This is a genomic window from Herbaspirillum sp. RV1423, from assembly GCF_000577615.1.
In the GTDB taxonomy this organism is placed as follows: Bacteria; Pseudomonadota; Gammaproteobacteria; order Burkholderiales; family Burkholderiaceae_D; genus Herbaspirillum.
Window position 1 is genome coordinate 15,848 of record NZ_CBXX010000014.1, and the last position, 18,038, is coordinate 33,885.

The 18,038-nt window shown below is 60.7% G+C and carries 20 protein-coding genes; 3 read left to right on the plus strand and 17 right to left on the minus strand.

The window, feature by feature from the left end:
• Positions 1 to 16 precede the first annotated feature (16 nt).
• From hisC to RV1423_RS14585, 14 genes are all read right to left on the minus strand, one after another.
• A complete protein-coding gene (gene hisC / locus RV1423_RS14520; RefSeq protein WP_034297855.1) occupies positions 17 to 1,105 on the minus strand; it encodes a histidinol-phosphate transaminase in 1,089 nt (362 codons plus the stop codon).
• Complete coding sequence (locus RV1423_RS14525) at positions 1,086 to 1,886, minus strand: site-specific DNA-methyltransferase (RefSeq protein WP_034297858.1); 801 nt, start codon at positions 1,884 to 1,886, stop codon at positions 1,086 to 1,088. The genes hisC and RV1423_RS14525 overlap by 20 nt, the downstream gene beginning before the upstream one ends.
• 28 nt (positions 1,887 to 1,914) lie before the next feature.
• On the minus strand, positions 1,915 to 3,228 hold the full coding sequence (gene hisD / locus RV1423_RS14530; RefSeq protein ID WP_034297861.1) for a histidinol dehydrogenase: 1,314 nt from the start codon (positions 3,226 to 3,228) through the stop codon (positions 1,915 to 1,917).
• 39 nt (positions 3,229 to 3,267) lie between these two features.
• Complete coding sequence (gene hisG / locus RV1423_RS14535; RefSeq protein WP_034297863.1) at positions 3,268 to 3,933, minus strand: ATP phosphoribosyltransferase; 666 nt, start codon at positions 3,931 to 3,933, stop codon at positions 3,268 to 3,270.
• A 14-nt stretch (positions 3,934 to 3,947) separates the two neighbouring features.
• Positions 3,948 to 5,198, minus strand: a complete 1,251-nt coding sequence (gene murA / locus RV1423_RS14540) for a UDP-N-acetylglucosamine 1-carboxyvinyltransferase (RefSeq protein WP_034297865.1) — start codon at positions 5,196 to 5,198, stop codon at positions 3,948 to 3,950.
• A 15-nt stretch (positions 5,199 to 5,213) separates the two neighbouring features.
• Positions 5,214 to 5,450, minus strand: coding sequence for a BolA family protein (locus RV1423_RS14545; RefSeq protein WP_007879619.1), 237 nt, complete (start codon positions 5,448 to 5,450; stop codon positions 5,214 to 5,216).
• Between the two features lie 45 nt (positions 5,451 to 5,495).
• Positions 5,496 to 6,260: an ABC transporter permease gene (locus tag RV1423_RS14550; RefSeq protein WP_034297868.1), complete on the minus strand. Its 765-nt coding sequence runs from the start codon at positions 6,258 to 6,260 to the stop codon at positions 5,496 to 5,498.
• Entirely contained in the window at positions 6,257 to 7,177 is a 921-nt protein-coding gene (locus RV1423_RS14555; RefSeq protein ID WP_034297869.1) for an ABC transporter ATP-binding protein, read from the minus strand. The genes RV1423_RS14550 and RV1423_RS14555 overlap by 4 nt, the downstream gene beginning before the upstream one ends.
• 174 nt (positions 7,178 to 7,351) lie before the next feature.
• A complete protein-coding gene (locus RV1423_RS14560) occupies positions 7,352 to 7,636 on the minus strand; it encodes a lipid asymmetry maintenance protein MlaB (protein ID WP_034297870.1) in 285 nt (94 codons plus the stop codon).
• A gap of 23 nt (positions 7,637 to 7,659) precedes the next feature.
• Positions 7,660 to 8,295, minus strand: a complete 636-nt coding sequence (locus tag RV1423_RS14565) for a phospholipid-binding protein MlaC (protein WP_034297871.1) — start codon at positions 8,293 to 8,295, stop codon at positions 7,660 to 7,662.
• Positions 8,296 to 8,521: 226 nt separating this feature from the next.
• Positions 8,522 to 9,232 carry a VacJ family lipoprotein gene (locus RV1423_RS14570; RefSeq protein WP_034297872.1) on the minus strand — a complete coding sequence of 237 codons (711 nt, stop codon included), beginning with the start codon at positions 9,230 to 9,232 and terminating at the stop codon, positions 8,522 to 8,524.
• Complete coding sequence (gene mlaD, locus RV1423_RS14575; protein WP_034297875.1) at positions 9,229 to 9,705, minus strand: outer membrane lipid asymmetry maintenance protein MlaD; 477 nt, start codon at positions 9,703 to 9,705, stop codon at positions 9,229 to 9,231. Before mlaD ends, RV1423_RS14570 begins: the two co-directional genes overlap by 4 nt.
• Before the next feature lie 56 nt (positions 9,706 to 9,761).
• Entirely contained in the window at positions 9,762 to 10,541 is a 780-nt protein-coding gene (gene mlaE, locus RV1423_RS14580; protein WP_034297876.1) for a lipid asymmetry maintenance ABC transporter permease subunit MlaE, read from the minus strand.
• On the minus strand, positions 10,538 to 11,341 hold the full coding sequence (locus RV1423_RS14585; RefSeq protein ID WP_034298087.1) for an ABC transporter ATP-binding protein: 804 nt from the start codon (positions 11,339 to 11,341) through the stop codon (positions 10,538 to 10,540). The genes mlaE and RV1423_RS14585 overlap by 4 nt, the downstream gene beginning before the upstream one ends.
• A 266-nt stretch (positions 11,342 to 11,607) precedes the next feature.
• On the opposite strand from RV1423_RS14585, the gene ychF reads away from it, so the two are divergent.
• From ychF to RV1423_RS14600, 3 genes are all read left to right on the plus strand, one after another.
• Positions 11,608 to 12,699, plus strand: coding sequence for a redox-regulated ATPase YchF (ychF, locus tag RV1423_RS14590; protein ID WP_034297879.1), 1,092 nt, complete (start codon positions 11,608 to 11,610; stop codon positions 12,697 to 12,699).
• Positions 12,700 to 12,714: 15 nt separating this feature from the next.
• The gene (locus RV1423_RS14595) at positions 12,715 to 13,599 is read left to right on the plus strand and encodes an SAM-dependent methyltransferase (RefSeq protein WP_155835110.1); all 885 of its coding nucleotides are present in this window, start codon (positions 12,715 to 12,717) and stop codon (positions 13,597 to 13,599) included.
• 122 nt (positions 13,600 to 13,721) lie between these two features.
• Positions 13,722 to 14,822, plus strand: coding sequence for a sensor domain-containing diguanylate cyclase (locus tag RV1423_RS14600; protein WP_034297885.1), 1,101 nt, complete (start codon positions 13,722 to 13,724; stop codon positions 14,820 to 14,822).
• A 2-nt stretch (positions 14,823 to 14,824) separates the two neighbouring features.
• On the opposite strand, the gene RV1423_RS14605 is transcribed toward RV1423_RS14600, so the two are convergent.
• The 3 genes from RV1423_RS14605 to RV1423_RS14615 form a co-directional block, all read right to left on the minus strand.
• A complete protein-coding gene (locus RV1423_RS14605; protein WP_034298089.1) occupies positions 14,825 to 15,712 on the minus strand; it encodes a DMT family transporter in 888 nt (295 codons plus the stop codon).
• Positions 15,713 to 15,790: 78 nt separating this feature from the next.
• Positions 15,791 to 17,404: a rhodanese homology domain-containing protein gene (locus tag RV1423_RS14610; protein ID WP_081768835.1), complete on the minus strand. Its 1,614-nt coding sequence runs from the start codon at positions 17,402 to 17,404 to the stop codon at positions 15,791 to 15,793.
• The gene (locus tag RV1423_RS14615) at positions 17,401 to 18,006 is read right to left on the minus strand and encodes a cysteine dioxygenase (RefSeq protein ID WP_034297887.1); all 606 of its coding nucleotides are present in this window, start codon (positions 18,004 to 18,006) and stop codon (positions 17,401 to 17,403) included. The genes RV1423_RS14610 and RV1423_RS14615 overlap by 4 nt, the downstream gene beginning before the upstream one ends.
• Between the last annotated feature and the right edge of the window lie 32 nt (positions 18,007 to 18,038).

Sequence of the window (18,038 nt, forward strand, 5' to 3'; positions counted from 1 at the left end):
ATTACAAAACCAATTCCTAGATGCGCTCTTGAAGCGATTCCTTCAAGGCCTTCAGGAACAGGGCATTCTCTTCGGAAGTGCTGACATTGACTCTCAGGCAATTTCGCAGCGATGGATGCATTTTACCGGCATTTTTGACTAATACCTTACGTTGCAGCAGCCCAGCGAATACTTTATCCGCATTCGCCATCCTGATCAGCAGGAAATTGGCCGCGGAGGGGAACACCTCGACGCTGCCGAGCCCGGCAATCGCGGCGGCAAGTTCGCTGCGGGCGCTACGCAAAGCCGCGGCTTGGCGGTCCAGTTCAGCCGTATGATCGAGTACGAACTCGGCCGCCGCCTGCGTCAACACGTTGATATTGTATGGCGGGCGGACCTTGTCGAATTCCTGCAACAAAGCGGGGTCGGCCGCCATGTAGCCGAGGCGGATGCCGGCCAGGCCCAGCTTGGAAACCGTGCGCATCACCACCAGATTGTTGAATTCCGGCAACCGCGGCATGAAGCTTTCCTGGGCAAACGGCTGGTAGGCTTCGTCGACCACCACGATGCCGCTGTCGCCGACGGCGCGGATCACGGCCTCGATATCGGCGGCATCGTACAGCGTGCCGGTCGGATTGTTGGGATAAGCGAGATAGGTGATGGCCGGCCGGTGTGCCGCAATCGCCGCCAGCAAGGCGTCGCGGTCGAGCGTGAAATCCGCCTTCAACGGCACGCTGACATAATCGAGCCCGGCAAACCTGGCCGACACGCCGTACATCACGAAACCGGGTTCCGGCGCCAGCACCTTGGCGCCCGCCTGCGCACAGGCAATCGACATGATGGAAATCAGCTCATCCGAACCATTGCCCAGCAAGACGTCGAAACCGGCCGGCACGCCCATATGGCGGCACAGCTTTTCCTTCAGCAGTGTGTAGGACGGCACCGGATAGCGATTCAGGGCGACCGCCGCCAGCCGCTGCCCGAGCTCCTCGCGCAGAGCCTGCGGCAAGGTGTAGGGATTCTCCATCGCATCGAGTTTGACGAAGCCGCTCGCATCCGGCACCGGATAGGCGGACAGTGCGCGCACGTCGGCACGGATGACGCGTTCAACCAGGGACTTGCTCATTGGGTATCGATGTCGAAATAGTGTTCAATTCAGCCACGCCGGCTACACGTTGTGCAATCAATTCGCAATAGACCGGATTCAATTCAAAGCCGACGTACCGGCGGCCGCAACGTTTTGCCGCCACCGCGGTGGTGCCGCTGCCCATGAAAGGATCGAGCACCACGCCGCCGGGCGGACAGGATGCCTTGATCATGCGCTCGACGATCTCCAGCGGTTTTTGCGTGGGATGGTCGGTGCGCTCCTTGTGTTCGCGATGCAGGCGCGAGACGCTCCAGACGTCTTTCGGGTTGTACCCCATCTCCAGCCACTTGGCGCCGACGAAGATCGAGCGGGAGCGTGCCTTCTTGGTCTCGGCGTCGTACGGGATGCGAATGGCGTCGAGGTCGAAATAATGATCCTTGGCACGCGCGAAAAAACCGATGGTGTCATGCACCGACGAATACTTGCGCGTGCTGCCGCCCATCGACGGCACGCGACGGTCCCAGATGATCTCGTTGAGCATGGTCATGCGCCGTTTGAGCATGACGAAAATTTCCGGCGAGTAACGCCAGGTCAAAAAAATATAAAGACTGCCGTTCGGTTTGAGCTTGGGAAGCGCCGTATCGATCCACTGCTCGGTCCAGGCCAGGTAAGCATCGGTATCGAGCTTGTCGGAATCGTTGCCGTAGTCCTTGCCGAGGCCATACGGCGGATCGGCGATCAGCAAATCGACCTGGCCGTCGGGAATGCGCACCAGCCCTTGCAGCGCATCTTCGCAAAAAACGCGGTCGAGCCAACTCATCGCGGACCTGGCTGGACGCGGCGGGTTGTCATTTGAGGCGATACTCCGCAGAGCGCGCATGCGCCTGCAAGCCTTCGCCATACGCCAACTCGGCCGCAACCTTGCCGAGCGTCTGGGCGCCGGCTTCGCTGACCTGGATGATGCTGGAGCGCTTCTGGAAATCGTAGACGCCCAGCGGCGACGAGAAGCGCGCGGTGCGCGAGGTCGGCAACACATGGTTCGGACCGGCGCAGTAATCGCCCAGAGATTCCGACGAAAAACGGCCGAGGAACATAGCGCCGGCATGGCGGATCTTGTCGGCCCATTGCTGCGGCTGTCCGGCGGAAATTTCCAGATGTTCGGCGGCGATCATGTTGGCGATCTCACAAGCTTCGTCCATGTCGCGCACCTTGACCAGTGCGCCGCGATCGGTCAGCGATGTACGAATCACGTCCTTGCGCGGCATGGCGTCGAGCTGCTTGTTAATGCTGGCTTCGACTTTGGCGATGTAAGCGGCGTCCGGGCAGAGCAGGATGGATTGCGCCAGTTCGTCGTGCTCGGCTTGCGAGAACAGGTCCATGGCGATCCAGTCGGGATCGGTGCTGCCGTCGCAGATCACCAGGATCTCGGACGGACCGGCGATCATGTCGATGCCGACCGTGCCGAACACGCGGCGCTTGGCGGCGGCGACGTAGGCATTGCCGGGGCCGACGATCTTGTCGACCTGGGGAATCGTGTCGGTGCCGTAGGCCAGCGCGCCGACGGCTTGGGCGCCTCCGATGGTGAACACGCGGTCGACGCCCGCAATCGCGGCGGCGGCCAGCACCAGTTCATTCTTCACGCCGTCCGGCGTCGGCACCACCATGATGACTTCCTGCACCCCGGCGACCTTGGCCGGAATGGCGTTCATCAGCACCGACGACGGATAAGCCGCCTTGCCGCCCGGCACGTAAATGCCGACGCGGTCCAATGGCGTCACCTTCTGGCCCAGCACCGTGCCGTCGGCTTCCGTGTAGAGGAAACCGTCGGAGCCGCATTCCTGCTTCTGGCGTTCATGGTAGGCGCGCACGCGATCGGCGGCGGTCTGCAGGGCGGCGCGGCGCGCGGCAGGCAAGCCGGCGAGCGCCTTTTGCAATTCATCCTTGCCGATTTCCAGCGCCGCAACGGCGCTTGCGGAAAGGCGGTCGAAGCGGTTGGTGTATTCGAGTACGGCAGCGTCGCCGCGCGCCTTGACGTCGGCCAGGATGCCGGCAGCGGCGCGGTCGATGGCTTCGTCTTCACTGGCTTCGAAAGCCAGCACGGCGGACAGCTTCTGCCTGAAGCCGGCTTCGGCGGAGTCGAGTTTTCTGATGGCTATGCCCATGATGTCGCCCTTGCTGCTTTCGGTGTTCCGTTCAATCGTTTATGCGTTTGCCTGCGAAGCTTTTTCAAATGCTTCCAGGATCGGTTGCAGACGCTCGCGCTTGAGTTTCAATGCGGCCTGGTTGACCACCAGGCGCGAGGAAATATCCATGATGTGCTCGACTTCGACCAGTTTGTTGGCACGCAGCGTGCCGCCAGTGCTGACCAGGTCGACGATGGCGTCGGACAGGCCGACCAGCGGGCCCAGTTCCATCGAACCGTAGAGTTTGATCAGGTCGACATGCACGCCCTTGGCCGCGAAGTGCTCGCGCGCCGTCTTGACGTATTTGGTCACCACTCGCAGGCGCGCGCCCTGGCGCACGGCGCTGGCATAGTCGAAACCGTCCTGCACCGCGACCGACAAGCGGCACCTGGCGATGTTCAGGTCGATAGGCTGGTACAGGCCTTCGCCGCCATGTTCCAGCAGCACATCCTTGCCGGCCACGCCAAAGTCGGCGGCGCCGTATTGCACGTAAGTCGGTACGTCCGACGCGCGCACGATGATCACACGCACGGCAGGATCGTTGGTCGGCAGGATCAGCTTGCGCGATGTTTCCGGATCTTCGGTCACCTCGATGCCGGCGGCTTTCAGCAGCGGCAGCGTTTCTTCGAAGATGCGTCCCTTGGACAAGGCCAAGGTGAGCTGTTGATTCGGTTGCTGAGTCATTTTTATACTGCCGATTATTTAACGCGTTCGATCTGGGCGCCGATCGAAGAGAGTTTGTTTTCCATGCGATCGTAACCGCGATCGAGGTGATAGATGCGTTCGATCAGGGTTTCGCCTTGCGCAGCCAGGCCGGCGATCACCAGCGACGCCGACGCGCGCAAGTCGGTCGCCATCACCGGCGCGCCGACGAACTTGTCCACGCCCCTGACGATCGCGGTGTTGCCTTCGATGTCGATGGCGGCGCCCAGGCGATTCAGTTCCTGCACATGCATGAAACGGTTTTCGAAAATCGTTTCGGTGACGTGGCTGGTGCCTTCGGCAATGCAGTTCAACGCCATGAATTGCGCTTGCATGTCGGTCGGGAAACCCGGGTATTCGGTGGTGCGGAAGCTGACCGCCTTGGGACGGCGCGCCATTTGCACGCGGATCCAGTCGTCGCTGGAGGTCAGGATAGCGCCGGCTTCGCGCAGTTTGTCGAGGGCGGCATCGAGGAAATTGCTGCGCGTGTTCTTCAGCGTGACGTCGCCACCCACGGCAGCGACAGCGCACAGGAAGGTACCTGTTTCGATGCGGTCGGCAATGACCTTGTGGCTGGCGCCGTGCAGCTTATCGACGCCCTGGATCACCAAGCGGTCGCTGCCAATGCCTTCGATCTTCGCGCCCATGGCCACCAGCAGATGCGCAAGATCGCTGACTTCCGGTTCGCGCGCGGCGTTCTCCAGCACTGTCTGGCCATCGGCCAGCACCGCCGCCATCAGCAGGTTTTCGGTGCCGGTGACGGTGATCATGTCGGTGACGATGCGCGCGCCCTTGAGCCTTTTGGCCTTGGCGTAAATGTAGCCGGCATCGATGGTGATCTCGGCGCCCATGGCCTGCAGGCCCTTGATGTGCTGGTCGACCGGACGCGAACCGATGGCACAACCGCCCGGCAGCGATACCTTGGCTTCGCCGAAGCGCGCCAGCAGCGGCCCCAGCACCAGGATCGATGCGCGCATGGTTTTCACCAGTTCATATGGCGCTTCCAGATTGGCGATGTCGTTGCCGGTGAGCGTGACATCGCCGCCGTCCTGTTCGACGCGCAACCCCATCTGGCGCAACAGCTTGAGCATCGTGCTCACATCCTGCAGGTTCGGAATGTTCGACAAATGCAGGTTGTCGGCGGTCAGCAGGCCGGCACACAGAATAGGCAGCGCTGCATTCTTGGCGCCGGAAATGACGACATCGCCGGAGAGACGGTTGCCGCCGCGGATTAAGAGCTTGTCCATGGAGAAATATAGACCTTATTTCTGGAATTCTTCGGGAGTGAGGGTCTTCATCGACAGGGCGTGAATTTCCTCGCGCATGCGGTCGCCGAGCGCCGCGTAAACCAATTGATGACGCTGGATCAGGCGTTTGCCGGCAAACGCGTCGGATACGATGACGGCGGTAAAATGCTGGCCGTCGCCTTCAACTTCGAGGTGCGAACAGGCCAGGCCGGCAGCGATGTAGTTCTTAACAAGTTCTGGTGTGGGTAGCATGATACGGCTCTTCACTAGGATTCAATGTCTATGGTCTTGCGGCCGTCAATGCCCGCCGTCGCGCAGTTTATAGCCGCTCTTGAGCATGCGCACGGCCAACGTCGCCAATACGACGAAGAACACGGCGACGATCGCCAGGCTGATCATGGGGTCGATGTCGGACTGCCCGAAAAAGCCGTAGCGGAAGCCATCGATCATATAAAAAAACGGGTTGAAATGCGAGACCGTTTGCCAGAATGGCGGCAGCGAGTGGATCGAATAGAACACGCCGGCCAGGAAAGTCAGCGGCACGATCAGGAAATTCTGGAATGCCGCGAGCTGGTCGAATTTTTCCGCCCAGATGCCCGCCACCAAGCCCATAGTGCCGAGAATCGCCGCGCCCAGCAAGGCAAAGATGACGATCCACCATGGCGCGACAAAACTCAGGTGGCCGAACCAGGCCGTCACCACGAACACGCCGGCGCCAACGATCAACCCGCGCACCACCGCCGCCAGCACGTAGCCGCCGAACATTTCCCAGTGCGACAGCGGAGTAAGGAGGACAAACACCAGGTTGCCGGTAATCTTGGACTGGATCAGCGAAGACGAGCTGTTGGCGAACGCATTCTGCAACACGCTCATCATGACCAGGCCCGGCACCAGGAAACCGGTGTATTGCACACCCGGATAGACTTGCACGCGATCTTGCAGCACATGGCCGAAAATCAGCAGGTACAACATGGCCGTCAGGACCGGCGCCGTAACGGTCTGGGTGGCGACTTTCCAGAAGCGCAGCACCTCTTTGTAAAACAGCGTCTGAAAACCGGTCATTTGACGCCTTCCATGATCTGGATGAAGACGTCTTCCAGATCGGCATGTTGCAGTTGCATGTCGTCGATCACCGCGCCGGACTGACGCAAGGTCGAAAGAATAGGTTCGACGTCGTTGTAGTCGGTCACGCGCAGCGTGTATTTGAGACCCGACAATAATTCTTCGGGGTGCGTCACCAGCGGGCGCAGGCTGTCAGGCAAGCTACCATGCCCGTTTTGTTTCAGGCGCAGCACCAATTGCGAGCCGGAAATGCGCTTGATCAGCGCCTCGGTGGAATCGAGCGCCACCACCTTGCCGAACTTCAGCATGGCAATGCGGTTGCATAGCGCCTGTGCCTCTTCGAGGTAGTGCGTGGTCAGCACAATGGTGTGACCTTCGCGATTGAGGCGGCCGATGAATTTCCACAAGGTCTGGCGCAGCTCAACGTCGACACCGGCAGTCGGCTCATCGAGCACGATGACCGGCGGCTTATGCACCAGCGCCTGCGCCACCAGTACACGCCGCTTCATGCCGCCGGACAGTGCGCGCATGTTGGTGTCGGCCTTGTTGGTCAGGTCGAGGTTGTCCATTACCTCGTCGATCCACTTGTCGTTGTTCTTCAGTCCGAAATAGCCGGATTGCATGCGCAGCGTCTCGCGCACGGTGAAGAACGGATCAAACACCAGCTCCTGCGGCACCACGCCCAGCTTGGCGCGCGCGGCGCGGTAGTCGCTGACGACGTCGCGGCCGTGGATGGTGACGGTGCCGGAGTCGGCGCGGTTCAACCCTGCGATGATGGAAATCAGTGTGGTTTTTCCGGCCCCATTGGGTCCGAGCAAGCCGAAAAACTCACCCTCTTCTATCGAGAGCGACACCCCACCCAGCGCTTGCAGCGACTGATAGCGTTTTTCGACATTGTTAATCTGTAGAGCTGCCATGTTGTGGTCCGTATTCAGGACTCGTCAGAGAAAACCAAAGGAACAAATCATGCCGCAAACCGTTTGCATCAAGGCAATAAGCGGTACGGCGAAACGTTGGATTATAGGGGATTTCCGAGCTTGCAGCCGGAACGGAGGAAGCGGCTGCCGACAGCGCCGACGGCCGAAGAAAGATCAGTGATGTCGGTCGGAAGCCGAAGTCGGGGCGCCCAGCAGCGAAGCAGCGCCATAAAGGTCGACCAAGCTTTGCAGATTGGCCGGCAGGACGCCGAATTGCAGCGCCTGCCCCTTCTGCTGCGCAGCGCGTTGCCATGCCAGCAAAATCGCCACCGCGGAAGAATCCACTGTGGCGACATCGCTCAGGTCTATCGTTGCCTGGCCGGCAGCAATCGCTTGCAGGCCGGCAGCCAGCGTGGCGGTGGCGTTATCGGAGGTCAGAGTGGCGCCTGGCTTGAACATGGCAAGGTTCCTATGCTTTCCTGTTACTTCTTGGCGATGGAACGTGCAGCAAGCTGCTTGTTCTTGTCGGACAGGCTCTTGATCAGACCGTCGATGCCGCCCTTGGTGATTTCGCTATTGAAGGTGCCCTTGTAGGCTTCCACCAGCCATGCACCCATGACGTTGACGTCATACATCTTCCAGCCGGATGGCAATTTTTCCAGGCGATAGCTCAGTTGGATGGGTTCGCCGCGCGACTGGATCACTTGCGAGCGGACTTCTACTTCGGTGTCAGCCGGATCGGCCCGCAGAGGCCTGTATTCGATCTTCTGGTCGCGCACTTGCGAGAGCGCGCCGGAATAGGTGTAGATCAGCAGGCTGCGGAATTCGGTGATCAGTTGTTTTTGCTGTTCTGGAGTGGCCTGGCGCCAGAAACGGCCGGCCGCCAAGGCGGTCATGCGCTCCGCATCGACGTAAGGCAGGATTTTCTCCTCTACCAGGGCGACGATGCGATTGATATTGCCGGACTGGATTTCCTTGTCGTTCTTGGCTGTATTCAGGACATCTTCGCTGATGCGCTTGACCAGCACGTCGGGAGCTTCCTGCGCCGAGGCCGCGGAAGCGAATATCAGTGCGGAAGCCGACAAGGCAATCGCCAGGAGTTTGGTGAGCATGTTCATATTCTAAATCCATTCATAAATAAGCACCGTCACCCGCTGCAGGCACTTGCCGGGCATATTCCGTTGCCATGCAAGCGGGTTCGCCATCATTGGAGCGACTCTGGGCCGATGGGTTCCAAACAGAACCGGTTTTACAATGTGGCGGCATTATCCGGATTTTCAAGTGAGGCCGGGCGCGATGATCGCGCCCGGCCGGTTTCACCTGTCTTTCAGGCCGCACTGCGGCTTACGGCTTGATCACTTCTTCTTTGGTGCGGCTGTCGTCCTTGGTGCCATCGATCTGCGACTGACGGCTTTGCATAAACGTATCGCGCACGAAATCGTACTTGTCGAGCGCCACGTCTTCCAGCAGATTCGTAGCGTCCAGCAACTGGGCGCGCCGGTCGATCACACGCACCACCGAGCCGACGTTACGCCAGCGCACCGGCTTCTTGTAAGTCCACAGGTCGCCGTAGAAATCGGCCGGCAAAGCGGCGGTGTCGCGGATGGTGGACGGTCCCAGCAGCGGCAGCACGACGTACGGGCCGGAACCCACACCCCATTTACCCAGCGTCTGGCCGAAATCAGACTTCTGCTTCGGCAGGCGGGCTTCGGTACTGACGTCGAGCACACCGCCCAGACCGAAAGTGGTGTTGACAGCGACGCGCATGATGCTGGACACACCGGTTTCCACGCGACCTTGCAGAATCTGGTTCACTGCGGACCACAGGTCGCCGATGTTGCCGAAGAAATTGCTGATGCCGGTCTGCACGAAATTGGGCAACACAAATTGATACGCCTGCGCGGCCGGCTTCAGTGCCACCTTATCGACCGTGTCGTTGAAACTGAACATCGCACGGTTGAAACCTTCAAGAGGATCATTCGGATTATGTGACGTTGCGCAACCACTGAGCGCGGCAACCATGGCCAGCGTGCTGATGCGAGCTGCGTATTTCATTTTGAATTATCCTTTCCCTCTGCTGCCTTGCTATATAAGAACTGGCTGATCAGGCTTTCCAACACGATCGCCGATTGCGTCATCTTGATCGTGTCGCCCGCCGCCAGATTGTTCACGTCGCCCCCCGGCTCGATGCCGATGTACTGTTCACCCAGCAATCCCGACGTCAGGATCTTGGCCGAACTATCCTTGGGAAACTGGTAGCTCGCATCGAGATTCAACGTGACCAGCGCCTGGAATGTCTTGTCGTCGAACCTGATGGAACCGACGCGGCCAACCACCACGCCGGCACTCTTGACCGGAGCACGCGGCTTCAGGCCGCCGATGTTGTCGAACTTGCTCGTGACCGCATAGGTCTTCTGGCTGAATGAGAACGAACTCAAGTTACCGGCCTTGAGCGCGAGGAAAACCAACGCCGCCGCTCCCAGCAAGACAAACAAGCCTACCCACATGTCTAATGTTTTACGTTGCATATGCTGCCATCCTAAAAATCAATCCGAAGTCTGCGATCAATGCGTTGCCGACTTGCTCAGCTAAACATCAGAGCAGTGAGCACGAAGTCCAGCCCCAGCACCAACAGCGAAGCAATCACAACCGTGCGCGTGGTCGCACGTGCGACGCCTTCCGGCGTCGGTTTGGCCTCGTAACCTTGAAACAGGGCAACGAAGGTTACCGCAATACCGAAAACGATGCTTTTCAGCACGCCGTTGGCAATGTCGCTCCAAATGTCGACGCCTCCTTGCATCTGCGACCAGAATGCGCCTTCGTCGACACCGATCAGCAGCACTCCCACAATATAACCACCCATCACACCGACGGCACTAAAAATCGCGGCCAATACGGGCATCGCCACAACACCGGCCCAGAACCGCGGTGCAAGCACGCGCTCCAAGGGATTGACGGCCATCATTTCCATCGCCGACAATTGCTCGCCGGCCTTCATCAGGCCGATTTCCGCGGTCAGCGAGGTGCCGGCGCGACCGGCAAACAACAGCGCAGTCACGACCGGCCCCAGTTCGCGCGTGAGCGACAACGCCACCAGCAAGCCCAGCGCCTGCTCGGATCCGTATTTGTTCAGCGTGTAATACCCCTGCAAGCCAAGCACGAAGCCGACGAACAGACCGGACACGGCGATGATGATCAGTGAATAGTTGCCGATAAAATGGATCTGGTCGGTGATCAGCCTCGGCCGGCGCCACAGGCCACCGGACGAACGGATCACGGTCCAGAACATGCGTGCGGCGAAACCGACGCCAAGCACGAATTCGCGCACGCTACGGCCGATCCCGCCGAGGAAATCGAGGATCATTGACGACCTCCCAGGCCGATATCCTCCGCCAGCGAGCGGCCGGGATAATGGAAGGGTACCGGGCCGTCGGCCTCGGCGTGCACGAACTGCCTGACGTAGGCGTCCTGCGAGGCGCGCATCTCTTCCGGCGTGCCCTGCGCAACGATCTTGCCCTCTGACAGGAAGTAGATGTGGTCGGCAATGGCGAACGATTCGTTGACGTCGTGCGACACCAGGATCGAGGTCGAGCCGAGCGCGTCGTTGAGCTTGCGAATCAGGTTGGCGGTCACGCCCATGGAAATCGGATCGAGACCGGCAAACGGCTCGTCATACATGATCAGCGCGGGATCCAGAGCAATCGCGCGCGCCAGCGCCACGCGGCGTGCCATGCCGCCCGAAATCTCGGCCGGTTTCAGCCGCGCGGCATTGCGCAAGCCGACGGCATTGAGTTTCAGCAGGACCAGATCGCGAATCAGTTCTTCCGACAAGTTGGTGTGTTCGTGTAATGGAAAGGCGACATTGTCAAACACCGTCATATCGGTGAACAGCGCGCCGTTCTGGAACAACATGCCCATTTTACGGCGCAGCCGGTACAGGTCGGCGGTATCGAGCAACGGCACATTCTCGCCATTCACCGTCAGCGTCCCCGATTGCGGGCGCAACTGTCCGCCGATCAGGCGCAGGATCGTCGTTTTTCCGGAACCGGAACCGCCCATGACCGCAATCACTTTTCCACGCGGGAAGTCCATGCGGAGACCCGACAGGATCGGGCGATCCCCATAGCCGAAGTGCAAGTCGTGGATTTCTACAATGTTAGGCAAGACGGATACCAAGAATTCTCCAAAGGCGACATTGTAGAGCAAAAACAGCAATTGCTTCCGTGGTAGCAATAGGCAGTGTAAATACAATCCAACGCCAAACCGCGTATTTGACGTATTGAAACAAACTGGAAACACTTCAACGCACCAATCTCGGCGAGTTGAGAGAAGTTTCTATGTTTGCGTACACGCCGAGGCCGGCCGCCAAACGGGCTCCGGGCGGCCCGACTTGATACAATACCGCTTTTGATTAAGAAAGAATTTTTGTCATGAGCCTCCAATGCGGCATCGTCGGCCTGCCCAACGTCGGTAAATCGACCCTGTTCAATGCCCTGACCAAAGCGGGTATCGCCGCCGAGAATTATCCCTTCTGCACCATCGAACCGAACGTCGGCGTGGTGGAAGTGCCTGACCCGCGCCTGCTGGCGCTGGCTGAAATCGTCAAGCCGGAACGCGTCCTGCCGGCCGTCGTGGAATTCGTCGACATCGCCGGCCTGGTTGCAGGCGCCTCTAAGGGAGAAGGCCTGGGCAACCAGTTCCTTTCGCACATCCGCGAAACCGACGCCATCGTCAACGTGGTGCGCTGCTTCGAAGATCCGAACGTGATCCACGTGGCCGGCAAGGTCAGCCCGCTGGACGACATCGCCGTGATCCAGACCGAACTGGCGCTGGCCGACATGGGCACCGTCGAGAAGGCGATCCACCGCGAACAGAAAAAAGCACGCTCCGGCGACAAGGACGCCGCCAGGCTGGTGGCCCTGCTGGAACGCATCATGCCGGCGCTGGACCAGGCCCAGCCGGTGCGCGCACTCGGCCTCGACGCCGAAGAAATGCTGCTGATCAAGCCGCTGTGCCTGATCACCGCCAAGCCGGCCATGTATGTCGCCAACGTATCCGACACCGGTTTCACCAATAATCCGCTGCTGGACCAGTTGACCGCTTACGCCAAGGAACAGAATGCGCCGATCGTTGCGATCTGCGCCGCGATCGAATCGGAAATCGCCGACCTCGACGATGCCGACAAGGAAGTCTTCCTGACCGATATGGGCATGGAAGAACCGGGCCTGGATCGCCTGATCCGCGCCGCTTACAAGCTGCTCGGCCTGCAGACCTACTTCACCGCCGGCGTCAAGGAAGTGCGCGCCTGGACCATCCCGGTCGGCGCCACGGGCCCGCAAGCGGCGGGCGTGATCCATACCGACTTCGAACGCGGCTTCATCCGCGCGCAGACGATTGCTTACGAAGACTTCATCACCTACAAGGGCGAAACCGGCGCCAAAGAAGCCGGCAAGATGCGCGCCGAGGGCAAGGAATACGTGGTCAAGGACGGCGACGTGATGAACTTCCTGTTCAACGTCTAAGCCATCGCCATTCCCATGAGCAGCAAGAAACGCAACCAACCTGCGGCCGGCGCGGCCGCAGGCGGCGCCCCCGCGGCCATTCCGGAAATCCGTCCCGGCCAGTCGATAGAACTGCTCAAGGAGTTGCATATCCTGACGCGCGACGGCAAGCTCAACCAGGACAGCCGCCGCAAGTTGAAACAGGTCTATCACCTGTACCAGTTCATCGAACCGCTGCTGGAAGAAATCCACTCGCAGCATCCCGACGTCAGCCTGGTTGACCACGGCGCCGGCAAGTCCTACCTTGGCTTCATCCTGTACGACCTGTTCTTCAAGTCGCTCGAAGGAAACTCACGCATCTACGGCATTGAGACACGCGAAGAGCTGGTGCAAAAATCGACCGAGCTGGCCGACCGCCTGGGTTTTCCGGGCATGTCCTTCCTCAACCTGTCGGTTGCCGACTCCATCGGGTCGGATGCCCTGCCCGCGCAGATCGATGTGGTCACCGCGCTGCACGCCTGCGACACCGCGACCGACGATGCCATCCATTTCGCGCTGAAGAAGCATGCCAGGTTCATCGTGCTGGTGCCATGCTGCCAGGCGGAAGTTGCTTCGGCGCTGAACCGCAACAAGGGAAAATCGCTCGGCCGCACCTCGCTGACCGAACTCTGGCGCCATCCGCTGCACACGCGCGAATTCGGCAGCCAAGTGACCAACGTGCTGCGCTGCCTGCAACTGGAAGCGCACGGCTATCAGGTCAGCGTCACCGAACTTGTCGGCTGGGAACATTCGATGAAAAATGAACTGATCGTCGCCCGCTACAAAGACCTGCCGCGCAAGCGGCCCGCCGAACGCCTGCAAGAAGTGCTCCGGTCGCTCGGCCTGGAAGAAATGGGTGAACGTTTTTTCAGTGCCCTGTAACACAGCGGCCACACGGTAATGGTAAGCTTGTACGCCCAGGCAAACTGTGCCAGGGCATGAGGAACGCCGGCCGGAAGTCCGTGCGTTGAGTCAGGGAAGAACGGCTTCAAGACCGGAACATGATGAAGAGCGCTGTCGACACCAAAGCACTGATCGAAGAAAATCAGCAGTTGCATGCCGAGTTGCAGGATTTGCTGGAACAGGCGCGCATCAACCAGCAGATCATGCAGCGCCATCAGGCGTTCGACCTGCGGCTGATCGGTTCCAGCGAATTCCGCGACCTGATCGAGACGGTGTCGTTGCTGATGCCGAACACCTTCAGCCTCGAAATCGTCACCCTTACCCTGATCGACTACGACTTCGACGTGCGCCGCATCCTGCACGACCTGCAAATCGGCCTCGATGAATATCCGAACCTGCAGTTCCTGGCCGAAGGCGCCGCCGCTCTGGCGTTGCCGCAAGAGAAGCCCACGCTCGGACCGTATCAGCCCGGCCCGCACCAGCTCCTGTTTCCCGCCTACCAGCCCGCCAGCGTCGCGATATTGCCGCTGACGCGCCATCAGAAGCTGATCGGTTACCTGGCGCTGGGCAGCGCCCATGAAGGACGTTTCACCGGCAACCTGGCGACCGACTTCATCGAGCGCCTGGCGTCGGTGGTGGCGATCTGCCTGGAAAACGTCATCAACAACGAGCGCCTGAAGCATATCGGCCTGACCGACCCGCTCACCGGCGTCAACAACCGCCGCTACATCGAACAACGCATGCAGGAAGAAATCGGCCGCGCCCAGCGCGAACGGTCGTCGCTGTCGTGCCTGTTCATCGACATCGATCATTTCAAACGCGTCAACGACAAATTCGGCCACCAGAACGGCGACGACGTGTTGTGCGAAGTGGCAAGACGCATCAAGAAAGAATTGCGCCTGAGCGATTCGCTGGGTCGTTTCGGCGGCGAAGAATTCATCGTCCTGCTGACGCAAGCGACGCTGCACGATGCCGCCCGCATCGCCGAGCGCATCCGCGCCAGCGTCGCGCAGCAAGCCATCCCGCTGGCCGGCGCCGAAGAATCGCTGCAAATCACCGTCTCCATCGGCGCCGCCTCGCTAGCGCCGCCGGACCGCAACGCCCCGGCCGATACCGCGCGCCAGAAACTGGTCGCCACCGCCGACGAAGCGCTTTATCGCGCCAAGGAAAGCGGCCGCAACCGGGTCGTGCTGGCCGAGTAGTCTTAGTGCGCCGGCATGGCCGGCCGCCGATCCCGGATCAGCCACGGCGTGGCGATGATCAACGCGCCGCCGACAATATCCTGCACACGCAACTCGGCTGCGCCGAACAGCCATGCCGATACGGCCGCGATGATGATTTCCGCCAGCATGATCACCGCTGCGATGTTCGCCGGCAAACGCGCCACACCGTATTGCAGGCACAAGTTGGACGCCATGAACAACACCGACCACAATGCCAGCGTCGGCACCGACGGCGTGCCGATCACGCCGGGCCAGGCGATCAAACCGACTGCGGCGAACGCCACCCCCAGGCCCGTCGAAAGTACGGCGCCGCCGCTCAGCATGGCAATCGCGCGCGCACCATCGGCCACGTCATGCAAACGGCGCAACATGACATTGTTGACCGCGAAACTGAAACCGCCGAACAACGCCACCCAATCGGCCATGTCATGCGGCAAGGGTACGCCGATCGATGGCTGATACAGCACGATCATGGCGCCGCTCAGCCCCAGGGCAATGCGCAACAACGCCGGACGGGTAATCGGTTCATGCAGCACAAGGCGCGCCAGTATCACGGTCCAGATCGGCATCAGGTAAAACAGCAAGACCACGCGCACCACATCGCCGAACGCGACGGCGCCGTTGAAAGCGGTATTGGTCATGCCCGATGCGATCGCGACATAGATCAGTTCAGGATGCCGGCACATTTCACGCAACGACTTGCGCTTTAGCAGCAGCATCCAGATCGTGCAAAAGGAAAAGATGAGCGCGGTCGCCCACAAAGGGTGAATGCCTTGCTGCTGCAAGGATTTGAAGGCGACCCAGGACAAACCCCAGATCGTCGCGTTGACAAGCAATGCGCCGGCTGCGCGCAGCGGTATGTGTTGCATGAAGACCGTTTCGAAAGAAGAAGCGACCGCCATTGTAATCGGGGGGCGCCTTTCTCGTTTTTGCTTCGCCGCAATACGCTATATGACGTAAAACCCGTGCGTGCCGTCGCGGCCGAGCTGCTCGACCAGGCCGAACTCCCAGTCGAGATAAGCCTGCATGGCCGACGCGGGATTATCGGTGCCTTCATACGGACGTCGATAGCGGTCGATGCATGGTGAGGCCAGCGCGGTTGCACCGGTCTCCAGCGGCAGGCCGGCCGCCTTCCAGCCGGCATCGCCGCCCTCGAGCAGGAACAGCGGCTTGTCGGTCAGCGCGGCGAGGTCGCCGATCGCATACGCGGCCAGCAAGCTGCTGCCGCACGTGACCACATAGCGGTCGGCCGGCGGCAATGTGGACAATGCCTCTTCAAGTTGCGAACGCAGCACGAACCAGGAGCCGGGAATGTGTTGCCTGGCGTAGTTCGCGCTGGTCGCGAAATCCAGCACCACGGTGCGGACGTCGGATTGCCGCAGCCAACCGGCCAGTGTTTGCGGCGTGATCCGTTCTGACTGCGGCGCCGGCGGCAACTGGCGCTGGGCGGGACCTCGCTCGCTGAGCTGCTGCGTCGCCACGCCCTCAAGCACATAGACTTCCCACGCCATTTGCGCCAGCCAGGAAGCGGTCATGTTGGCGCGCACGCCATCGTCGTCGGCCAGCACGATGCGCGCACCGCGCACGGTGGCGTTGGATTCGGTCTCCTGCACCAACTGGCCGCCGGGCGCGCTCAGGAAGCCGGGCAGGTGGCCGGCTTCATATTCCTGCGGCATGCGCACGTCGAACCGGTAAGTAGTGCGTCCGGCTTCTGCGCACAAGGCCTGCAAACCGTCCAAATCAATGCGCTTGACGCCTGCGCGGTCGGCCACGGCGCGCGCATCGCTTGCAGCCTGCGCACGGGTGTCAGCCGCAACGTCGACGGGAAACTGGCGGCTGTTGCCGTGCTCCAGCTTCTGCCCGGCCAGCGTCCACCCGATGGTGCCGTTGCGCAGCGCGTGGACCTGATTCGGAATGCCGGCATTGACCAGCGACTGTGTGCCGATGATGCTGCGCGTGCGCCCGGCGCAATTGACGATCACGCGCGTCTTCGGATCGGGCGCCAGCGCGCGCACGCGCAAGACCAGTTCGGCGCCGGGCACGCTGATCGAGGTCGGGATGTTCATGTTCTGGTATTCGTCGAAGCGGCGCACGTCGAGCACCACGACGTCTTCCTTTGCATCGAGCAAGGCTTTGACTTCGGGCGCCGACAGGGATGGCGTGTGGCGCTTGCTCTCCACCAGTTCACCGAAAGATTTGCTGGGCACATTGACGTCCTGGAACAGTTCGCCCCCAGCAGCCTTCCACCCCTTCACGCCGCCGTCGAGAATGCTGACGTCGCCATACCCCAGCGCGACAAAACGCGCGGCGGCCTTTTGCGCCAGACCTTCGCCATCGTCAAGCACGACTATGGCGGTATCGCGGCGCGGGATGCGCGCATAGGCCAGCAGTTCCAGATGCGAGAACGGCAGGTTGGCGGCGAACAGCGGATGCGCTTCGGCATGCGGCGCTTCTTCGCGCACGTCGAGCAGCGCGATTTCGCGGCGCGCCAGGAGGTCTTCGCGGACTTGCCGGAAGGTGCGGGTGGAAACGTTCGCGTCGCTGTTCATGTCGTTGCTCATGCTGTCTTCGTCTCCAGGGACAAGTCCCAAATATTGGGCAATGTGGTGTTCGAATAACCCGAAATGAATGCCTTGCGCGTGCCGTCGGGCTGGTAGACCGAACGGTGCACCGCGCCGATGTTGGCGCCGTAGACATGCACGCTGATCGAGACCTTGTCGTCGTAGGCATTGCGCACGCGATGGATGTCGTCGTAGCCATCAAGATTGGGCGACACTGCCTCGACCATGCCGGGCAACAATTGTATCGGTTCTCCGTGCGGCGCGAGCGAACCTTCTTGCCGGCGGTAAGGCTGCGTGTATTCGGCGCCGCGCAGCATGCCGATCAGACCCCATACGGTATGGTCATGCACCGGCGTCTGCTGGCCAGGCCCCCAAACGAAACTGACAACGGAAAAACGCTGCGCCGAATCGACGTGCAGCAGGTATTGGCGATAACGTTCGGGGTCAGGCTGGGCGTAGGCTTCCGGCAGCCAGTCGTCGACCGCGACGAGTTCGCCCAATAGCGACGAACCATCGCGGATGATGCCGGCCTCGCCGGGTTCGCATTCGAGCAAGGCGGCGAAGGAGGTGATGAAATGGCGCAGGCGATGATGATTGGACATGGCTGTTTTCCGGCAAGGCGGCCGATGAAACG